Source organism: Solwaraspora sp. WMMA2080 (assembly GCF_027497395.1).
Classification (GTDB): domain Bacteria; phylum Actinomycetota; class Actinomycetes; order Mycobacteriales; family Micromonosporaceae; genus Micromonospora_E.
Map to the genome: position 1 here is coordinate 5903414 of NZ_CP114910.1, position 14309 is coordinate 5917722.

17 protein-coding genes are annotated in these 14309 nt (G+C 71.1%); 13 read left to right on the forward strand and 4 right to left on the reverse strand.

What is annotated here, in order from left to right; all coding sequences use genetic code 11:
• The first annotated feature begins 31 nt into the window (after window positions 1-31).
• Genes O7543_RS27075 through O7543_RS27085 form a run of 3 tightly spaced genes read left to right on the forward strand, consistent with a single transcriptional unit; the run spans window position 32 to window position 3512 of the window.
• The gene (locus tag O7543_RS27075; protein WP_281551275.1) at window positions 32-1636 is read left to right on the forward strand and encodes a cobyric acid synthase; all 1605 of its coding nucleotides are present in this window, start codon (window positions 32-34) and stop codon (window positions 1634-1636) included.
• Entirely contained in the window at window positions 1633-2361 is a 729-nt protein-coding gene (locus O7543_RS27080; RefSeq protein WP_281551274.1) for a hypothetical protein, read from the forward strand. The genes O7543_RS27075 and O7543_RS27080 overlap by 4 nt, the downstream gene beginning before the upstream one ends.
• Window positions 2362-2393: 32 nt before the next feature.
• Window positions 2394-3512: a M48 family metallopeptidase gene (locus O7543_RS27085; protein ID WP_281551273.1), complete on the forward strand. Its 1119-nt coding sequence runs from the start codon at window positions 2394-2396 to the stop codon at window positions 3510-3512.
• 76 nt (window positions 3513-3588) lie between these two features.
• Here O7543_RS27085 and O7543_RS27090 read toward each other — a convergent pair whose 3' ends face one another.
• Window positions 3589-5067 carry a plasmid pRiA4b ORF-3 family protein gene (locus O7543_RS27090; RefSeq protein ID WP_281551272.1) on the reverse strand — a complete coding sequence of 493 codons (1479 nt, stop codon included), beginning with the start codon at window positions 5065-5067 and terminating at the stop codon, window positions 3589-3591.
• A 90-nt stretch (window positions 5068-5157) separates the two neighbouring features.
• Here O7543_RS27090 and O7543_RS27095 point away from each other — a divergent pair, with 90 nt between their 5' ends.
• Together O7543_RS27095 and O7543_RS27100 are read left to right on the forward strand one after the other, a co-directional pair.
• Entirely contained in the window at window positions 5158-6543 is a 1386-nt protein-coding gene (locus tag O7543_RS27095) for a dipeptidase (RefSeq protein WP_281551271.1), read from the forward strand.
• A gap of 10 nt (window positions 6544-6553) precedes the next feature.
• Complete coding sequence (locus tag O7543_RS27100; protein ID WP_281551270.1) at window positions 6554-6778, forward strand: hypothetical protein; 225 nt, start codon at window positions 6554-6556, stop codon at window positions 6776-6778.
• Window positions 6779-6829: 51 nt separating this feature from the next.
• On the opposite strand, the gene O7543_RS27105 is transcribed toward O7543_RS27100, so the two are convergent.
• Together O7543_RS27105 and O7543_RS27110 are read right to left on the reverse strand one after the other, a co-directional pair.
• A complete protein-coding gene (locus O7543_RS27105; protein ID WP_281551269.1) occupies window positions 6830-7114 on the reverse strand; it encodes an antibiotic biosynthesis monooxygenase family protein in 285 nt (94 codons plus the stop codon).
• 74 nt (window positions 7115-7188) lie between these two features.
• Window positions 7189-8214, reverse strand: a complete 1026-nt coding sequence (locus O7543_RS27110) for a glutathione S-transferase C-terminal domain-containing protein (RefSeq protein ID WP_281551268.1) — start codon at window positions 8212-8214, stop codon at window positions 7189-7191.
• A gap of 228 nt (window positions 8215-8442) precedes the next feature.
• On the opposite strand from O7543_RS27110, the gene O7543_RS27115 reads away from it, so the two are divergent.
• The 3 genes from O7543_RS27115 (at window position 8443) to O7543_RS27125 (ending at window position 10151) form a co-directional block, all read left to right on the forward strand.
• On the forward strand, window positions 8443-8814 hold the full coding sequence (locus O7543_RS27115) for a hypothetical protein (RefSeq protein WP_281551267.1): 372 nt from the start codon (window positions 8443-8445) through the stop codon (window positions 8812-8814).
• Window positions 8815-8943: 129 nt separating this feature from the next.
• Window positions 8944-9363 carry a roadblock/LC7 domain-containing protein gene (locus O7543_RS27120; RefSeq protein WP_281551266.1) on the forward strand — a complete coding sequence of 140 codons (420 nt, stop codon included), beginning with the start codon at window positions 8944-8946 and terminating at the stop codon, window positions 9361-9363.
• Between the two features lie 53 nt (window positions 9364-9416).
• Entirely contained in the window at window positions 9417-10151 is a 735-nt protein-coding gene (locus O7543_RS27125; protein ID WP_281551265.1) for a Clp protease N-terminal domain-containing protein, read from the forward strand.
• 21 nt (window positions 10152-10172) lie between these two features.
• Here O7543_RS27125 and O7543_RS27130 read toward each other — a convergent pair whose 3' ends face one another.
• Window positions 10173-11186 (reverse strand): YihY/virulence factor BrkB family protein, encoded by a 1014-nt coding sequence (locus O7543_RS27130; protein ID WP_281551264.1) that lies wholly within the window; start codon window positions 11184-11186, stop codon window positions 10173-10175.
• Window positions 11187-11689: 503 nt separating this feature from the next.
• Here O7543_RS27130 and O7543_RS27135 point away from each other — a divergent pair.
• The 5 genes from O7543_RS27135 (at window position 11690) to O7543_RS27155 (ending at window position 14265) form a co-directional block, all read left to right on the forward strand.
• On the forward strand, window positions 11690-11860 hold the full coding sequence (locus tag O7543_RS27135; protein ID WP_281551263.1) for a hypothetical protein: 171 nt from the start codon (window positions 11690-11692) through the stop codon (window positions 11858-11860).
• Between the two features lie 30 nt (window positions 11861-11890).
• A complete protein-coding gene (locus O7543_RS27140; RefSeq protein WP_281551262.1) occupies window positions 11891-12655 on the forward strand; it encodes an FAD-dependent monooxygenase in 765 nt (254 codons plus the stop codon).
• A 123-nt stretch (window positions 12656-12778) separates the two neighbouring features.
• Complete coding sequence (locus tag O7543_RS27145; protein ID WP_281551261.1) at window positions 12779-13000, forward strand: hypothetical protein; 222 nt, start codon at window positions 12779-12781, stop codon at window positions 12998-13000.
• 96 nt (window positions 13001-13096) lie between these two features.
• Complete coding sequence (locus O7543_RS27150; RefSeq protein ID WP_281555681.1) at window positions 13097-13303, forward strand: histidine kinase; 207 nt, start codon at window positions 13097-13099, stop codon at window positions 13301-13303.
• A 260-nt stretch (window positions 13304-13563) separates the two neighbouring features.
• A complete protein-coding gene (locus O7543_RS27155) occupies window positions 13564-14265 on the forward strand; it encodes a TetR/AcrR family transcriptional regulator (RefSeq protein ID WP_281551260.1) in 702 nt (233 codons plus the stop codon).
• Window positions 14266-14309 lie beyond the last annotated feature (44 nt).

Below are 14309 nucleotides of genomic sequence, written 5' to 3' on the forward strand. Positions count from 1 at the left end.
CGGCAGTACCAGGAGTGGAAGGGAGTCCGGGGTGCCGGGGAATGCTGGCCCCGCCGGTGGTGGTGGCCTACTGGTCGCCGGGACCACCTCCGACGCGGGCAAGAGCCTGCTTACCGCCGGGATCTGTCGATGGCTCAACCGGCGCGGAGTGCGGGTCGCGCCGTTCAAGGCACAGAACATGTCCAACAACTCGGCGGTGGTTGTCGGGTCCGACGGCCGGGGCGGTGAGATCGGTCGGGCCCAGGCGGTGCAGGCAGCCGCCTGCGGGCTGGAGCCGCAGGTGCGGTTCAACCCGGTCCTGCTCAAACCGGGCAGTGACCGGTCCAGCCAGGTCGTGCTGCTGGGGGAGGCGGTCGACACCGTCACCGCGACCAACTACCGCGCGATGCGCTCCCGCCTCGCCGACACCGTGCACGCCACCCTCGCCGAGCTGCGTGGCGAGTATGACGTGGTGATCTGTGAAGGGGCCGGCAGCCCAACCGAGATCAACCTGCGGGCGGGCGACTTCGTCAACCTCGGGCTGGCCCGGCACGCCGGGCTGCCGGCGATCGTCGTCGGTGACATCGACCGGGGCGGCGTCTTCGCCGCCATGTTCGGCACCGTCGCCCTGCTCAGTGCAGAGGACCAGGCACACATCGCCGGGTTCGTGATCAACAAGTTCCGTGGTGATCAGGAGCTGCTGCGACCCGGGGTCGACATGCTGCACCAGGTGACCGGCCGACCCACCTACGGGGTGCTGCCCTGGCAGCCCGATCTCTGGCTGGACGGCGAGGACTCACTGGCGTACGGCGGGACGATCGGACGGCCCGCGGCGCCGCGCGGCCGCGACATCCTGCGGGTCGCGGCGGTGCGACTGCCCCGGATCTCCAACGCCACCGATCTCGAAGCGCTCGCCACCGAGCCCGGCGTGCAGGTCCGGCTCACCGTCGACCCGACCGAGGTCGCCGCCGCCGACCTCGTCGTCCTGCCCGGCACCAGGTCGACCGTGGACGACCTGGCCTGGTTGCGGGGGACCGGGCTGGCTGCGGCGGTGACCGCGCACGCCAGCGCCGGCCGCCCGCTGCTCGGCATCTGCGGCGGTTTCCAGATGCTCGGCCGGGTGATCCACGACGAGGTGGAGAGCCGCCGGGGCAGCGTACCGGGGCTCGGCCTGCTGCCCGTCGAGATCACCTTCGCCGAGCGTAAGACCGTCACCCGCAGCGCGGGGCGGGCCTACAGTGACGTGCCGGTGCGCGGCTACGAAATTCACCATGGGTACGTCTCCCGGTCCGACGGGTCGACCTCGCCGCTGTTCACCGGCACCAGCACCGAGGTGGGCACCGGCACCGGAGCCGGCCCTGGCACGTCGGGCGGCACCGAGGGCACGCGGCTCGGCTCGGTGTACGGCACACACTGGCACGGTGCCTTCGAGTCCGACGAGTTTCGTCGCCGCTACCTCACCGACGTGGCCCGCCGGGCCGGCCGGCACGGCTTCACCGTCGCACCGGACACCAGCTTCGCTGCGCTGCGCCAACGCGGACTGGATCTGCTCGGCGACCTGGTCGAGGAGCACCTGGACACCGCCGCGCTGTGGCGGCTGATCGAGTCCGGGCCGCCGGCCGGACTACCGTTCATCCCACCTGGAGCTCCCCGGTGACGCGGGGGGTCTCGACCTTCGAAAGTCTCGCCCGGCGGGTGTACGCCGCCCCGGCCCGCCTCGGCCAGGTCCGGCTCGTCGTCGTCGACGGCCCGAGCGCCGCCGGCAAGTCCACCTTCGCCGACTGCCTGGCCACCGCCTGCGCGACGATCAGGGCGACAGAGCCGGCGACAGAGCCGGCGACGGAGCCGGCCACGGAGCCGTCCAGCACCGCCGCCGGACCGGCCGTGGCGGTCGTGCACACCGACGACCTGCTGGACGGCTGGCGTGACCAGTTCACCTTCTGGCCCCGGCTCAGCGCCTGCGTGCTCGACCCGCTGCGGACCGGGCGGCCGGCCCGCTACCGACGATACGACTGGGCCGCCGGGCGGTTCGGCGCCGGTTGGACCGTGATCGAACCGCCCGCCGTACTCGTGATCGAAGGGGTGAGCGCGGCCCGCGCGGCGGTCCGGCCGGCCGCGACGCTGTCGGTCTACGTCACCGCACCCGAACCGGTGCGCCTGGCCCGGTCGCTCACCCGCGACGGGGCCGCGACACAGCCGACGCTCGACCGCTGGCGGCGGGCCGAGGAGCGGTTCTTCACCGCCGACGGTACGCTCGGTTCGGTCGACATGGTCGTTGACGGCGCTGCTGAGCTCCCGTCCGGCCAGCTGGCGTACGGGTGGATCCGGGACTGGCCGGACGTAGACGCCGGTGGCGCCGGTGGGGCACCATCGGCCCGGTAGGCCAGTCAGCCGATCCCGGGGGAGCGTCCGCCATGACCGCAGACGACGACGGCACCACGCCAACGGCCGCGGCGAGCGGCGGCACGCCGGACGCCGCCACCCCGGACCGGCGGCGGATCACGCTGACCGGGATCAGCTCCCGTGCCTGGGAGCACCCGGCCGACCGGGGCGCGCTGACCGCGCTCCGTGAGCTGCGTGGCTTCGACGACGTGGTACGGACGTTCTTCGGGATGTGGAACGAGCGGGCGTTCCGGCTCAGCTACCTGGCGTCGGCGATCCGGGTCGACCACCGCCAGTACCCCCGGGTGCACCGGTTGCTCGCCGAGGCGGGGACCGCGCTGGACGTGCCGGAGCTGCCGGAGCTGTTCGTGACCCAGTCCCCGGTGCTCGGCGCCCAGGCCATCGGCCTGGACAAACCGTTCATCGTGGTCAACACCGCCTGCGTACAGCAGCTCGACGACGCCGAGCTGCGGACGCTGCTCGGCCACGAGCTGGGGCACGTCCGCAGTGGTCACGCCGTCTACCAGACAATTCTCGCCATCCTGACCCGCTGGGCGGCGAACCTGAGCTGGCTGCCGGTCGGCGCGATCGCGCTGCGGGCGATCATCGCCGCGATGCTGGAGTGGTGGCGCAAGGCGGAGCTGTCCGGCGACCGTGCCGGGCTGCTCGCCGGTCAGGACCCGGCGGCGGCGCAGCGGCTGCTGATGAAGCTGGCCGGCGGCGGCGACCTCAGCCAGATCGACACCGCCGCGTTCCTGGAGCAGGCTGCCGAGTACGACGGCGGCGGTGACCTGCGGGACAGCCTGCACAAGTTCCGGATGACCGCCTGGAGCACCCACCCGGTGCCGGTGGCGCGGGCCGCGGCACTGCGGCAGTGGATCGACTCCGGTGGGTACGCGCAGGTGCTGGCCGGTGACTACCCACGCCGTGCCGACGACCCGGCCGCTTCGGTGACCGAGGAGATCAAGGCCGCCGCGCAGGCGTACCGCGAGGAGTTCGGCCGCAGCCAGGATCCGTTGGTCGGCCTGCTGCGTCGGCTGGGTTCCGGCGCGGCCGACGTCGGCGAGTGGGCCAGCGGTGCCGCTGGCCGCGCCCGGTCCTGGATGGGCGCGGCCAGCTCCACCGGCCGGCCCGGTGGCCGGCGGAGCTGACCCGGAGTCCGACGCGCGTCCGGCGCGGTCGACCTGGTGGCCGGCCCTGGTGGCCGGCGGAGTGACCTGCAGCCGGTCAGCGCAGCGCGGCCAGCCGCCGCTCGATCACGTCGGGATCGAACCGCGCCGGGTCCAGCGGTGCCTGCCCGTCGTCGAGACCGAGCCAGTCGCGTCGGTCCGCGTACTCCGGATGGGACGGGTCGGCCAGCACGTCGAGCAGGTGGGCGTAGCCCCAGACACCGCCGCAGTCCTCCGGCGGGGCGGCCCGCTCGCCACCCGTACACCGGGGGTAGACCGCCGTCGGGTCGCGGTCGGTGACCGCCACGACGGTGACCTTGTGGGTCCAGTCGTCGCCGAAGTCGTACCGGTAGGTGATCGTGTCGCCGACGGCCGGGGCGACCTGCTCCAGGGTGACCTTGCGCTCCGACTGGTGCCCGGTCCGGTCACCCGGCGGTGCGAAATCGCCGTACGGCGTCTCGAACAGGTGCAGATGGCTGTCGTCCCAGTCGAACGCCGACTGGATCACGTGGTGCAGGTCCTCCAACGGAGTGTCACCCACGACTTCCAGCTGTCGCCGGACGGGTGGCTCGCTGTCGGCCAGCACCACGTCGACCTGGTAGACCGGCGCCGGTCCCTGTGACTTCTTCCGTTTGGCCGGCAGTTTGCGCGCCGGTGCCGGCCGGACCGGCCCGGGACGGCGCTGCGCGGGGAAGGCACCGCCGTGCAGCAGGCCGGGGAGCAGGTCCGCCAGGTCGTCGGGACCGGCGTCGTGGTGCGGGGCCGGCGGCCGGTCCGACTCCGGCATGGTGGCCAGTCGGGCGTCCAGCAGGGTGGCCAGCACCGGGTACGGCGGCCCCTCGTCGTCGTCGGGTTCCGGTTCGTCGTCGAGTTCGTCGTCGGCCTCGTCGTGCACGCTGCGGGCGTCCAACGCCTGCTCGACGTGCCACCGCAGGTCGGCCGGGTCGAGTCGGGTCCGGGTGGTGCCCGGATCCCGGGTCAGTTCGTCCAGGGCCGCCGGCAGCTGGTCACCGTCCAGCAGCAGGATGTCCTGGGCGGCCGAGCAGTCAGCGTGGTCGACGATCACCATCATGGCGTGGGTACGGCCGGCCCGCCGGAAGGCGACGGTGAAGACCGAGTCGGTCCCGTCGGGGCTGTCGATCCGCCAGCAGTCGTCCACCGTCACCTCGGCGGCGACCTCGTCGGCCCACTTCGGCATCGGTACGCCGGTCCCGGCGAGGGTCGTCGCCGCAACTCTGGCCACCTCGGCGGCGGGCGGTGGGGACACTGCGGCGATCGCGGTCAGCAGCGCCACCGCCTCGGGACCGCCTCGGTCGGCGAGCTGCGGGATGAGCCCGTCGCGGAGTGGGCGAACGCCGTCGGGGTCGGGTTCGTCGCCGACCATCGCGACGAACATCGCCCCGGTGAGTTCGGCGGCGATCGGATCGTCGTCGTCGACCAGGGCGGCGGCGCCGCTCAGCAGGGTGCCGATGACGTCGCCGGTCTCCTCACTGCAGCCGGGGCAGTCGCACGGTTCGGGGTTGTCGGTGCCGTCCATCGCGCCAGTGTGCCCGTCCGCTTGCGGCGCCGCGAGGCGAGGTCCCGGCGTGTCGCCGGATGAGCAACGGACGGCCCCTACCATCGTCGGATGACGACTGCCATCCCCACCGCCGCCGACCTGCGGTCCGCCATCGCCCGGGAGATGCCCGGAGTTCGCGCCGACCTGGAGCGGCTGATCCGCATCCCCGGTATCGCCTTCGACGGGTTCGACCACAGCCAGGTGGAGCGGTCCGCTGCGGCGGTCGCCGAGCTGGCCCGGGGCTGCGGGCTGGACGTGCAGGTGGTCCGGGCCGGCGGGCAGCCGGCGGTGCTCGGCCGCCGGCCGGCGCCGCCCGGTGCCCCGACGGTGCTGCTGTATGCCCACCACGACGTGCAGCCGGTTGGTGATCCGGCGCTGTGGTCGAGTGACCCGTTCGAGCCGGTGGAGCGGGACGGCCGGCTGTACGGGCGGGGTGCCGCCGACGACAAGGCCGGAGTCATGGCGCACGTCGCCGCGCTGCGGGCGTTCGGTGACGCGTTGCCGGTCGGTGTGGTGCTCTTCGTCGAGGGGGAGGAGGAGTACGGCAGCGAGTCGCTGTCCCGACTGCTCGACGCCCACCGCGACGAGCTCGCCGCCGACGTGATCGTGATCGCCGACTCGGCGAACTGGGAGATCGGTGTACCGGCGTTGACCACGTCGCTGCGTGGTCTGGTCAACTGTTTCGTCGAGGTCCGTACCCTCGAACAGGCGGTGCACAGTGGCATGTTCGGCGGTCCGGTGCCGGACGCGCTGACCGCGCTCTGCCGGCTGCTGGCCACCCTGCACGACGAGGCCGGGGATGTGGCGGTACCGGGCCTGGTCGGCCGGACCGGCGCCGCCGTCGACCTGCCCGAGCAGCGGTTGCGGGCCGAGGCCGGCATGGTCGACGGGGTGCGGTTCACCGGCACCGGAGCGTTGACCGACCGGCTGTGGACCAAGCCGGCGCTGGCCGTGCTCGGCATCGACGCCCCGGCCACCGACGGCGCTCCGAACGCCCTGGTGCCGGCGGCGCGGGCCAAGCTGAGCCTGCGGTTGGCCCCGGGTGACGACCCGTCGGCGGCGTACGCGGCGCTGACCGCGCACCTGCGGGCACAGGCCCCGTGGGGGGCGCGGGTCGAGGTGAGCCTGGAAAGTGACGGCGACGCCTGCGTGATCGACGCGGCCGGTCCGTACTTCGACGCCGCCCGGGCGGCGTTCGCGGCGGCGTGGGACGGCGTGGCGCCGGTGGACGTCGGTGTCGGCGGTTCGATTCCGTTCATCGCCACGTTCCAGGAGATGTTTCCGGACGCGGCGATCCTGGTGACCGGGGTGGAGGACCCGTACACCGGCGCGCACGGGCCGAACGAGAGCCTGCACCTGGGCGAGTTCGCCCGGGTCTGCCTGGCCGAGGCGTTCCTGCTCGCGGCGGTGGCGGATCCGGCGATTCAGCTGCGCGGGCTTCCGGCGGTACGCTAGTCTTTCGAACATGAGTACGAACGAGGTGATTGCGCGGCTCGACGCCGCGGTCAGTGCTCTGCGGGGCGTCAGCGTCTCCGCCTGGTCCGAGGAGTCGCTGCGCGCTCAGCTCGGCGAGGTCTCGGTTGCCCTCTGCGCCATCGATTCCGCGTTGGCCCGGGTGGCCGACGAGGTGCGTGCCCACGGCCTGCGGGTGGAGGAGCCGGCGACGGCCGGCGTCTCGGGTCGGTCGTGACCTGGTCCGTCGGTCGGCTGCGGCTGGGTCGCGGCCGACCGACGGAGAGCATCACGGCGGGCCTACGGACGACACCTCGAAACGCTCGACCCGAGCGTCGCGGATCGCCGCCGTCTGCCCCGACGACGGCCCCGAGCCCCGGAAGCGGAGCAGTTCCGCCTCGGACTCCCACCGTTCGTAGACGTTGATCCGGTCCGGCTCGACCAGGTCGGCGCTGAGGCTGAAGTCGCGGCAGCCCTTCGCGGCGCGGGCCGCCTGCACCACCGGTTGGCATTCAGCCAGGTATGCCGGCCGGCCGGCGGGCTCTACGTACAGTGCACCGGCGATGATGATCAATGCCGCTCCTTTGCGTCGGTTTCCGGCCAGTTCGGTCTTTGGCAAGTTCGGTCTCAGTTCAGCGGGGTTCGGATTCAGTTCAGCGGGGTGTGACCGGTCGGCACGCGCTCGGCGGCCGGTGGCGGCCCCGGCGGGCTGCCGGTGCCGAACGGGCGCCCGCCGAGCCGCTCGCGTCCGTGCGGGGTCAGCCAGTTGGCCAGGTCCGGGCCGGCCGGTACCACCCCGGTCGGATTGATGTCCCGGTGGACCTCGTAGTAATGCCGTTTGATGTGATCGAAGTCGATGGTGTCCCCGAATCCCGGCGTCTGGAACAGATCCCGGGCGTACGCCCAGAGCACCGGCATCTCGGTCAGCTTCTGCCGGTTGCACTTGAAGTGTCCGTGGTAGACGGGGTCGAAGCGCACCAGCGTGGTGAACAGCCGTACGTCGGCTTCGGTGATGGTGTCGCCGACCAGGTAGCGCTGGTTCTCCAGTCGCGTGGAGAGCCAGTCGAGCCGGTCGAACAATCGTCGGTACGCCGCTTCGTAGGCGTGCTGGCTACCGGCGAACCCGCAGCGGTAGACCCCGTTGTTCACGTCGGCGAAGACCACCGAGTTGACCTCGTCGATCTCGGCGCGTAGCGGCTCCGGGTAGAGCTGCGGCGCGCCGCTGCGGTGGTACGCGGTCCACTCGGTGGACAGGTCGAGGGTCATCTGGGCGTAGTCGTTGGTCACCACCTGCCCGGTCGGCACGTCGACCAACGCCGGCACGGTGATGCCGCGCTCGTAGCCGGGAAATCGGGCGAAGTAGGCGTCCTGCAGCCGTTCGACACCGAGCACTGGATCCCGTCCGTCCGGGTCGAGGTCAAAGGTCCAGCTGCGCTTGTCGTGGGTCGGCCCGGCCACGCCCATCGACAGGGCCTGTTCCAGACCGAGCAGCCGGCGGACGATGATCGCCCGGTTTGCCCACGGACATGCCCTGCTGACCACCAGCCGATATCGATGCGATTCTACCGGATATCCATCGCGCCCGTCGCCGGTGATCCGGGTCGCGATGTACCGCTGATCGCGGGTGAACTCACCGCCGGGGTTGACGTAGCTGCCGTCTGCCGTCTTCGCCATGTCTGCACCGTACCCATCCGACGGGCACCGCACCTGGTCCGGACGCAGTCGGGTTGACAGCGGCAGCCTCCTGTGCGGTATCGGTCATGCCGGTGGCTTCGGTGGACGTCGGACGCGGGATTGGTAGTCTGCTCAGCCAGTTATCGCCCGGCGACGTGCACCATGGCTCATCGTCGTGCAACTCTCCGGTGGGCGTTGACCCACCTGAAATCACCCCGGAGGCAGGGCATGGCTTCACTCGACACGGCACTCAAGGACGCGATGAGCATCGAGGGTGCCATCGGTGCCGCGCTGGTCGACTATTCCAGCGGAATGACACTCGGCACCGCCGGTGGCTCGGCCGAGATGGATCTCGCGGTGGCTGCGGCAGGCAACACGGACGTGGTCCGAGCCAAGATGCGTACCCTGGAGATGCTGAAGATCGCTGACGGCATCGAGGACATTCTCATCACGCTGGACACCCAGTACCACCTGATCCGTCCGGTCTCCTCCCGGTCCGGTCAGGGCCTGTTCTTCTACCTGGCGCTGAGCCGGTCCCGGTCGAACCTGGCCCTCGCCCGGCACCAGCTGCGCCAGCTCGAAGCCTCGATCGAGCTCTGACCGGGCCGGTAGGAGTTTTCGTCTGCTCGCCGGGGCGGGCGGCCGGGTGCGCTCGGCGGCCCTTCCCGGCGAGTGCGCTGCCCGGGTGGAATGACGACCCCGCCCCGTACCGTCGAACGGAGATCAGTCATGTCTGGGACCAACGGCAGCGTTCCGTCACCTCCGGATCCGGCGTCCGCTGAACTTGCCTCACTGAAACACGGCGTCACCGGCGTGATCGGCTCGGTGATCGCCGGTGTCGACGGGCTGTTGCTGCTGCACGATCTGACCGACGGGACAGAGCCGCACGACCTGGCGGCGCTCGCGGCGGCGACCTTCGGGCTCGGTCGGCAGACCGGCCTCGCTCTGCGGCAGGGCCCGTTCCGGGAGTCCACCGTCCGCAGTCACAAGGGCTACTTCTCGGTGTACGCGATCAACGACAGTGCGCTACTCGCGGTGCTCGGCGCCGACGGGCTGAACGTCGCCCGGCTGCACATCGAGGCGCGCGGGGTGGCCGGCCGGTTGACCACCATGCTCGACGAGCACCTGGCAAATCAGGTACGGCTCTGAGAAAACGTCAACCTTGGGTTGACGTCGGACACGCGTCAACTTAAGGTTGACGCATGTCCGAATATCTGCCGCTCGGCAATCCGGTCCGCCTCGACGACCTGATCGCCGGGATCAAACAAGCCAGTGACGACCGACTCGCCCAGCTCAGCAACGCCGTCGTCGTCGGCGACCACCTCGGCGAACTCGCCGATCACCTGATCGGTCACTTCGTCGATCAGGCCCGCCGGTCCGGCGCGTCGTGGACCGAGATCGGGCGCAGCATCGGGGTCAGCAAACAGGCCGCGCAGAAGCGGTTCGTACCGAAGACCCCGGAGGAACCCAACGACCTCGACCCGCAGCAGGGGTTCAGCCGGTTCACTCCGCAGGCCCGCAACGCGGTGGTCGCCGCCCAGCACGAGGCCCGCCGGGCCGGCAACGACGAGATCACCACCGGGCACCTCGTCCTGGCCCTGCTGGCCGACCTGGACAGCCTCGCCGCCCGGGTTCTGGCGGATCGGGTGGGCGACCTGGACCGGATTCGTCAGGTGGCGGCGACGGCCCTGCCGCCGGCGGTCGAGCACGTGCCGGAGCTCGTCCCTTTCGACGCCCAGGTGCGCAAGGTGCTGGAGCTGACTTTCCGCGAGGCGCTACGGTTCGACGACCGGATGGTCGGGACGGCCCACATCCTGCTCGCCCTGCTGGAGTACGCCGCCGGGGCCGGCCCGCTGGCCGATCTGGGAGTCACCAAACCCGACGTCGAGACGTACGTCCGCTCTGCGGCCTCTCGGGAGGACCTGCCGGCGGCCTGATTTTCCGTCAGCCGTCAGCCGTCAGCCGTCAGTCTCGGCGGTTGTCGGTCGACGGTTGGCGGGCAGTTTGCGGGTGTCCCGCAGTTCGAGATACGGCTCGCGGTCGTCCGGATGGCCGGCCGCGATCGCCCGGCCACGCTCCAGTTCGGCGTCCAACTCGCCGCCGAGCAGGATCGCGATGTTGGTCAGCCACAACCAGACGAGGAAGACGATCACGCTGGCGATGGCGCCGTAGGTCTCGTTGTACGACCCGAAGTTGGCGACGTAGAACGCGAATCCGGCGGAGACCAGCAGCCAGAGCAGCACCGCCAGGACGCTGCCCGGACTCACCCACCGGAACCCGCCCTGCCGGGCGTTCGGCGTGGCCCAGTACAGGATCGAGAACATCAGACTGACCAGGACCACCAGCACCGGCCACTTGGCGACGTCCCAGGCGGCGACCGCCTCCCGTCCGACACCCAGCAGTTCCCCGGTCCGGGCGGCCAGTTCCCCGGTGAAGACGACGATCAGGGCGCTGGCAATCAGCATCAGCCCGATGACGGCGGTGACGCCCAGCCGGATCGGCAACGTCTTCCAGATCGGGCGACCCTCCGGCACGTCGTAGATGGCGTTGGCGGCCCGCATGAAGGCCCCGATGTAGCTGGACGCCGACCAGAACGCGGCGAGCAGACCGACGACGGCCACCAGGCCAGCCGTGTCGGAATTCTCCCGGACCTGGGCAATCGACTGGTCGAGGAAGCCGCCGATCTCGCCGGGCGCGAGACCGCCGATCACGCCCTGGACGTCGTCGGTGGCGCCGCCGCCGAGCAGCCCGAGCACCGCCACCAGCACCAACAAGCCAGGAAAGATCGACAGTACGCCGTAGTAGGTGAGCCCGGCGGCCAGGTCGGGCACTGCGTCGGCGGTGAACTCGCGGATCGTACGCCGAGCGGCTGCCCACAGCGACGAGGCAGACAGCCGGGCCGGGTGGTCCGGCCCCTCGTCCGGCCCCACCGGCGGCCGGTCCGGATCGCCCGGGCTCCGGCGTTCAGTCACCGGCCCGTCCTGGCCCGGTTGGATCCCTGTGGTACCCGCTGTCGACATCGTGGCGACCTCCGATCGGTGCGGTACGAGGATCCTGCCCAACCGCCACCCTGGCCAATCCTCGGGTCGTCGTCCCCCTGCGCCGGACGGGCCGATCGACTTCAAGGAACACCCCTGGACCGCCAGATCGGGTCGGACGCGTACCCCGGGCCGGATGCGACGATGGTGGCGGCCGGCTCGGTCGCCGGCCACATCTCAAGGGGCGCTGCAGTACCTGGCGGCAGACTTCTGGGTGCGTGAATTCATGACACTTCGTGCCACGATCGTCGGTGCCGGTCTTGCCGGCTCGCTGACTGCGGTCGCATTTGCCCGTTCCGGCGTCGGAACCTCCGTCTACGAGGCGTACCTCGATCCCGCCGGGACGACCGGGGGCTTTCTCAACCTGACCGCCAACGCGCTCGGGGCCGCTGCACTCGGTCGGCTGTCTGGAGCAGATACAGGCACGCGGGATCGTGGTGAACCGGCTGTGTCTGTGGAGCGGCGAAGGCCGGCTGCTGGGTCGACTGTCCCGGGCCGGACGCCTGGCCAACCGGCCGATGAACGTGTCGATCATGCGTGGCGACCTGGTGTCCGTACTGCGCGACGAAGCGATCCGGGCCGGCGCGGAGGTCCACACCGGCCGCTGACTGGCCGGGGCCACCAGCAGCACCGGTGGGGTGACCGCGCAGTTCATCGACGGGGCCCGGGTGGAGTGCGACGTTCTCGTCGGTGCCGACGGGACGCATTCGCGGGTGCGCCGGGTGATCAGCAACGCGGCGCCACCGCCCGAGTACGGCGGACACTGCGCAATCGACGGGGTGACCCGGCTGCCGGGCATCGTGGCCGGGACGTTGCATCTGGTGGTCAGCCGGCAGGGCTGCTTCCAGTACACCGCCAAGCCGGACGGCACCGTCTGGTGGAACGCGCTCGTGCCGACCGGCGACCTCGACCCGGCGGAGTTGGCTGGCATCAGCGAGCAGGGCTGGCGGAGCCGGCTGTCCGCGCAGTACGGCCAGGGCGACACCCCGTGCGCCACGCTGATCGCTCAGTGCACCACGCTGGGCCGCCCCGTGCCGCTCTATCTGCCGCAGCGGTTGGCGCACTGGCGACGGGGCCGGATGGTGGTGCTCGGCGACGCCGCCCACCCCGTCGGGTACGGGCTCGGCGCCGGGCTCGCCCTGGAGGACGCCGTGGTGCTCGGCCGCTGTCTGCGTGACGTCGACGACGTGCCGATGGCGCTGGCCACGTACGAGTCGATGCGCAGGTCCCGGACGGAGCGGGCGCTGCGCGCCGGCACGCGGTACGGCCGGTTCCGTAGCCTGCCCGGCCGCGGCTGGCTCGACGTCGCTCTCGCGCCGCTCTACCGCCGGTACTTCTGGGGTGGGGCGTCTTCCTGGCTGCTGGCGTACGACGTGGAGTGGCACCGCCGGGTCCGCGTCTGACCAGCGTCGGTCCGACCGACGTCGGTGGTCGGATCACCGTCCGGCTGACCATCGTCGGGCGGCCGCAACGACCGACCCGGGCCGCCACGCAACACTCCGCAACTGCACGCCAACCGTGCGCCGGTGACGGTCGCCCTGACCCTGATCTGTGGCCTGGCGATGGTGCCCCAGCTGCGCTACGACTGGCTGTCCGGGCTGGCCTTCTTCAGCCTGGTGATGCTGCTGATCAACTGCCCGTTGCGGTGGTGGCCGGCGCTGGTGGTCGGCCACACCGTGGTCTTCGTGGCCATCGCGGTGGGCCTGCTGCGGGTCAGCGCCGACTCGGTCGTGATCCTGATCTGCTGATCGCCATCACCAGCGGCGTGCAGGTGGCGATCTACAACCAGATCGACACCTCGATGCAGTTGTTGCAGGCGCGGGCCGAAACTGACCCAGTTGGCGGTGGCCAGAGAACGGCTCCGGATCGCCCGCGACCTGCATGACATCCTCGGCCAACGGCTGTCCGCGGTGACCCTCAAGGCCGATCTCGCCGCCCGGATGGTGGACTCGGCGCCGGACCGGGCGGTGACCGAGATGGCCGAGGTGGCGCGGGATGCGCTGGCCGAGGTGCGGGCGGCGGTCTCCGGCTACGGCTTCCTCTCGACCTGAGATGGATTCGGGGATGGCTGTGCCGCAGAGCTGGCAGGAACGGCGGTTGATGCCGACCTGCGAGGGTGGTGAGGTTCGATATGAGGCTGACAAGAGCGGTGCTCTCCGTAAAGACTATTGCTCATGAGTACGACCGATGCTCTAATTCGTGGTACCCGGTCGGGTAAGCTTCGGCGGTACTGACCTGCACGATCGGTGCGGTGGTGCCGGTGCCGGTGCCGGTGCCGGTGCCGACGGGACCGCTCGAAGGAGGAGAGGCCTTGGCTTCCGCACGCGCGCTGCGGGAACGCGTCCGCAAGGAACTGACCGACGAGATCGTCGAGATCGCCAAGGCGCAGCTCGCCGACCGGGGTGCCGAAAACCTCTCCCTGCGGGCGATCGCCCGGGATCTCGGCATGGTCTCCTCAGCGGTCTACCGCTACTTCCCGAGCCGTGACGACCTGCTGACCGCGCTGGTCACCGACGGCTACAACTCCGTCGGCACCGCCGTCGAGCAGGCCGACGAGGAGGCGGCGGCCGACGACTTCGCGGGCCGGTGGCGGTCGGTCGGGCAGGCGCTGCGTAGCTGGGCGATCGAGCACCCGCACGAGTACGCACTTCTCTACGGATCACCGGTACGCGGCTACCACGCCCCGGAGACCACTCTGCAGGCGGCGATGCGGGACAAGGTCGTGCTCGGCCGGATCATCAGCGACGCGCACCGAGCCGGAGTGCTGCGTACCCCGCCGACCGCTCAGGCCACGCCCGAGTCGCTCGGCGGTGACCTCGAGCGAGTGCGGTCGGCCGTGCTCCCAGCCGTGCCCGACGAGTCCGTCATCGCCGCGCTGGCCGCGTGGAGCGGGCTGTTCGGGATGCTCAACCTGGAGCTGTTCGGCCATTTCAACAACATCATCGACGACCGGGCAGCCCTGTTCGACCAGGCCCTGACCCGCCTGGCCGAGTTGGCCGGACTGCCGACCTGACCCGACACACCACGCCAAGGCACCGCGACACCCCTCGGAACACC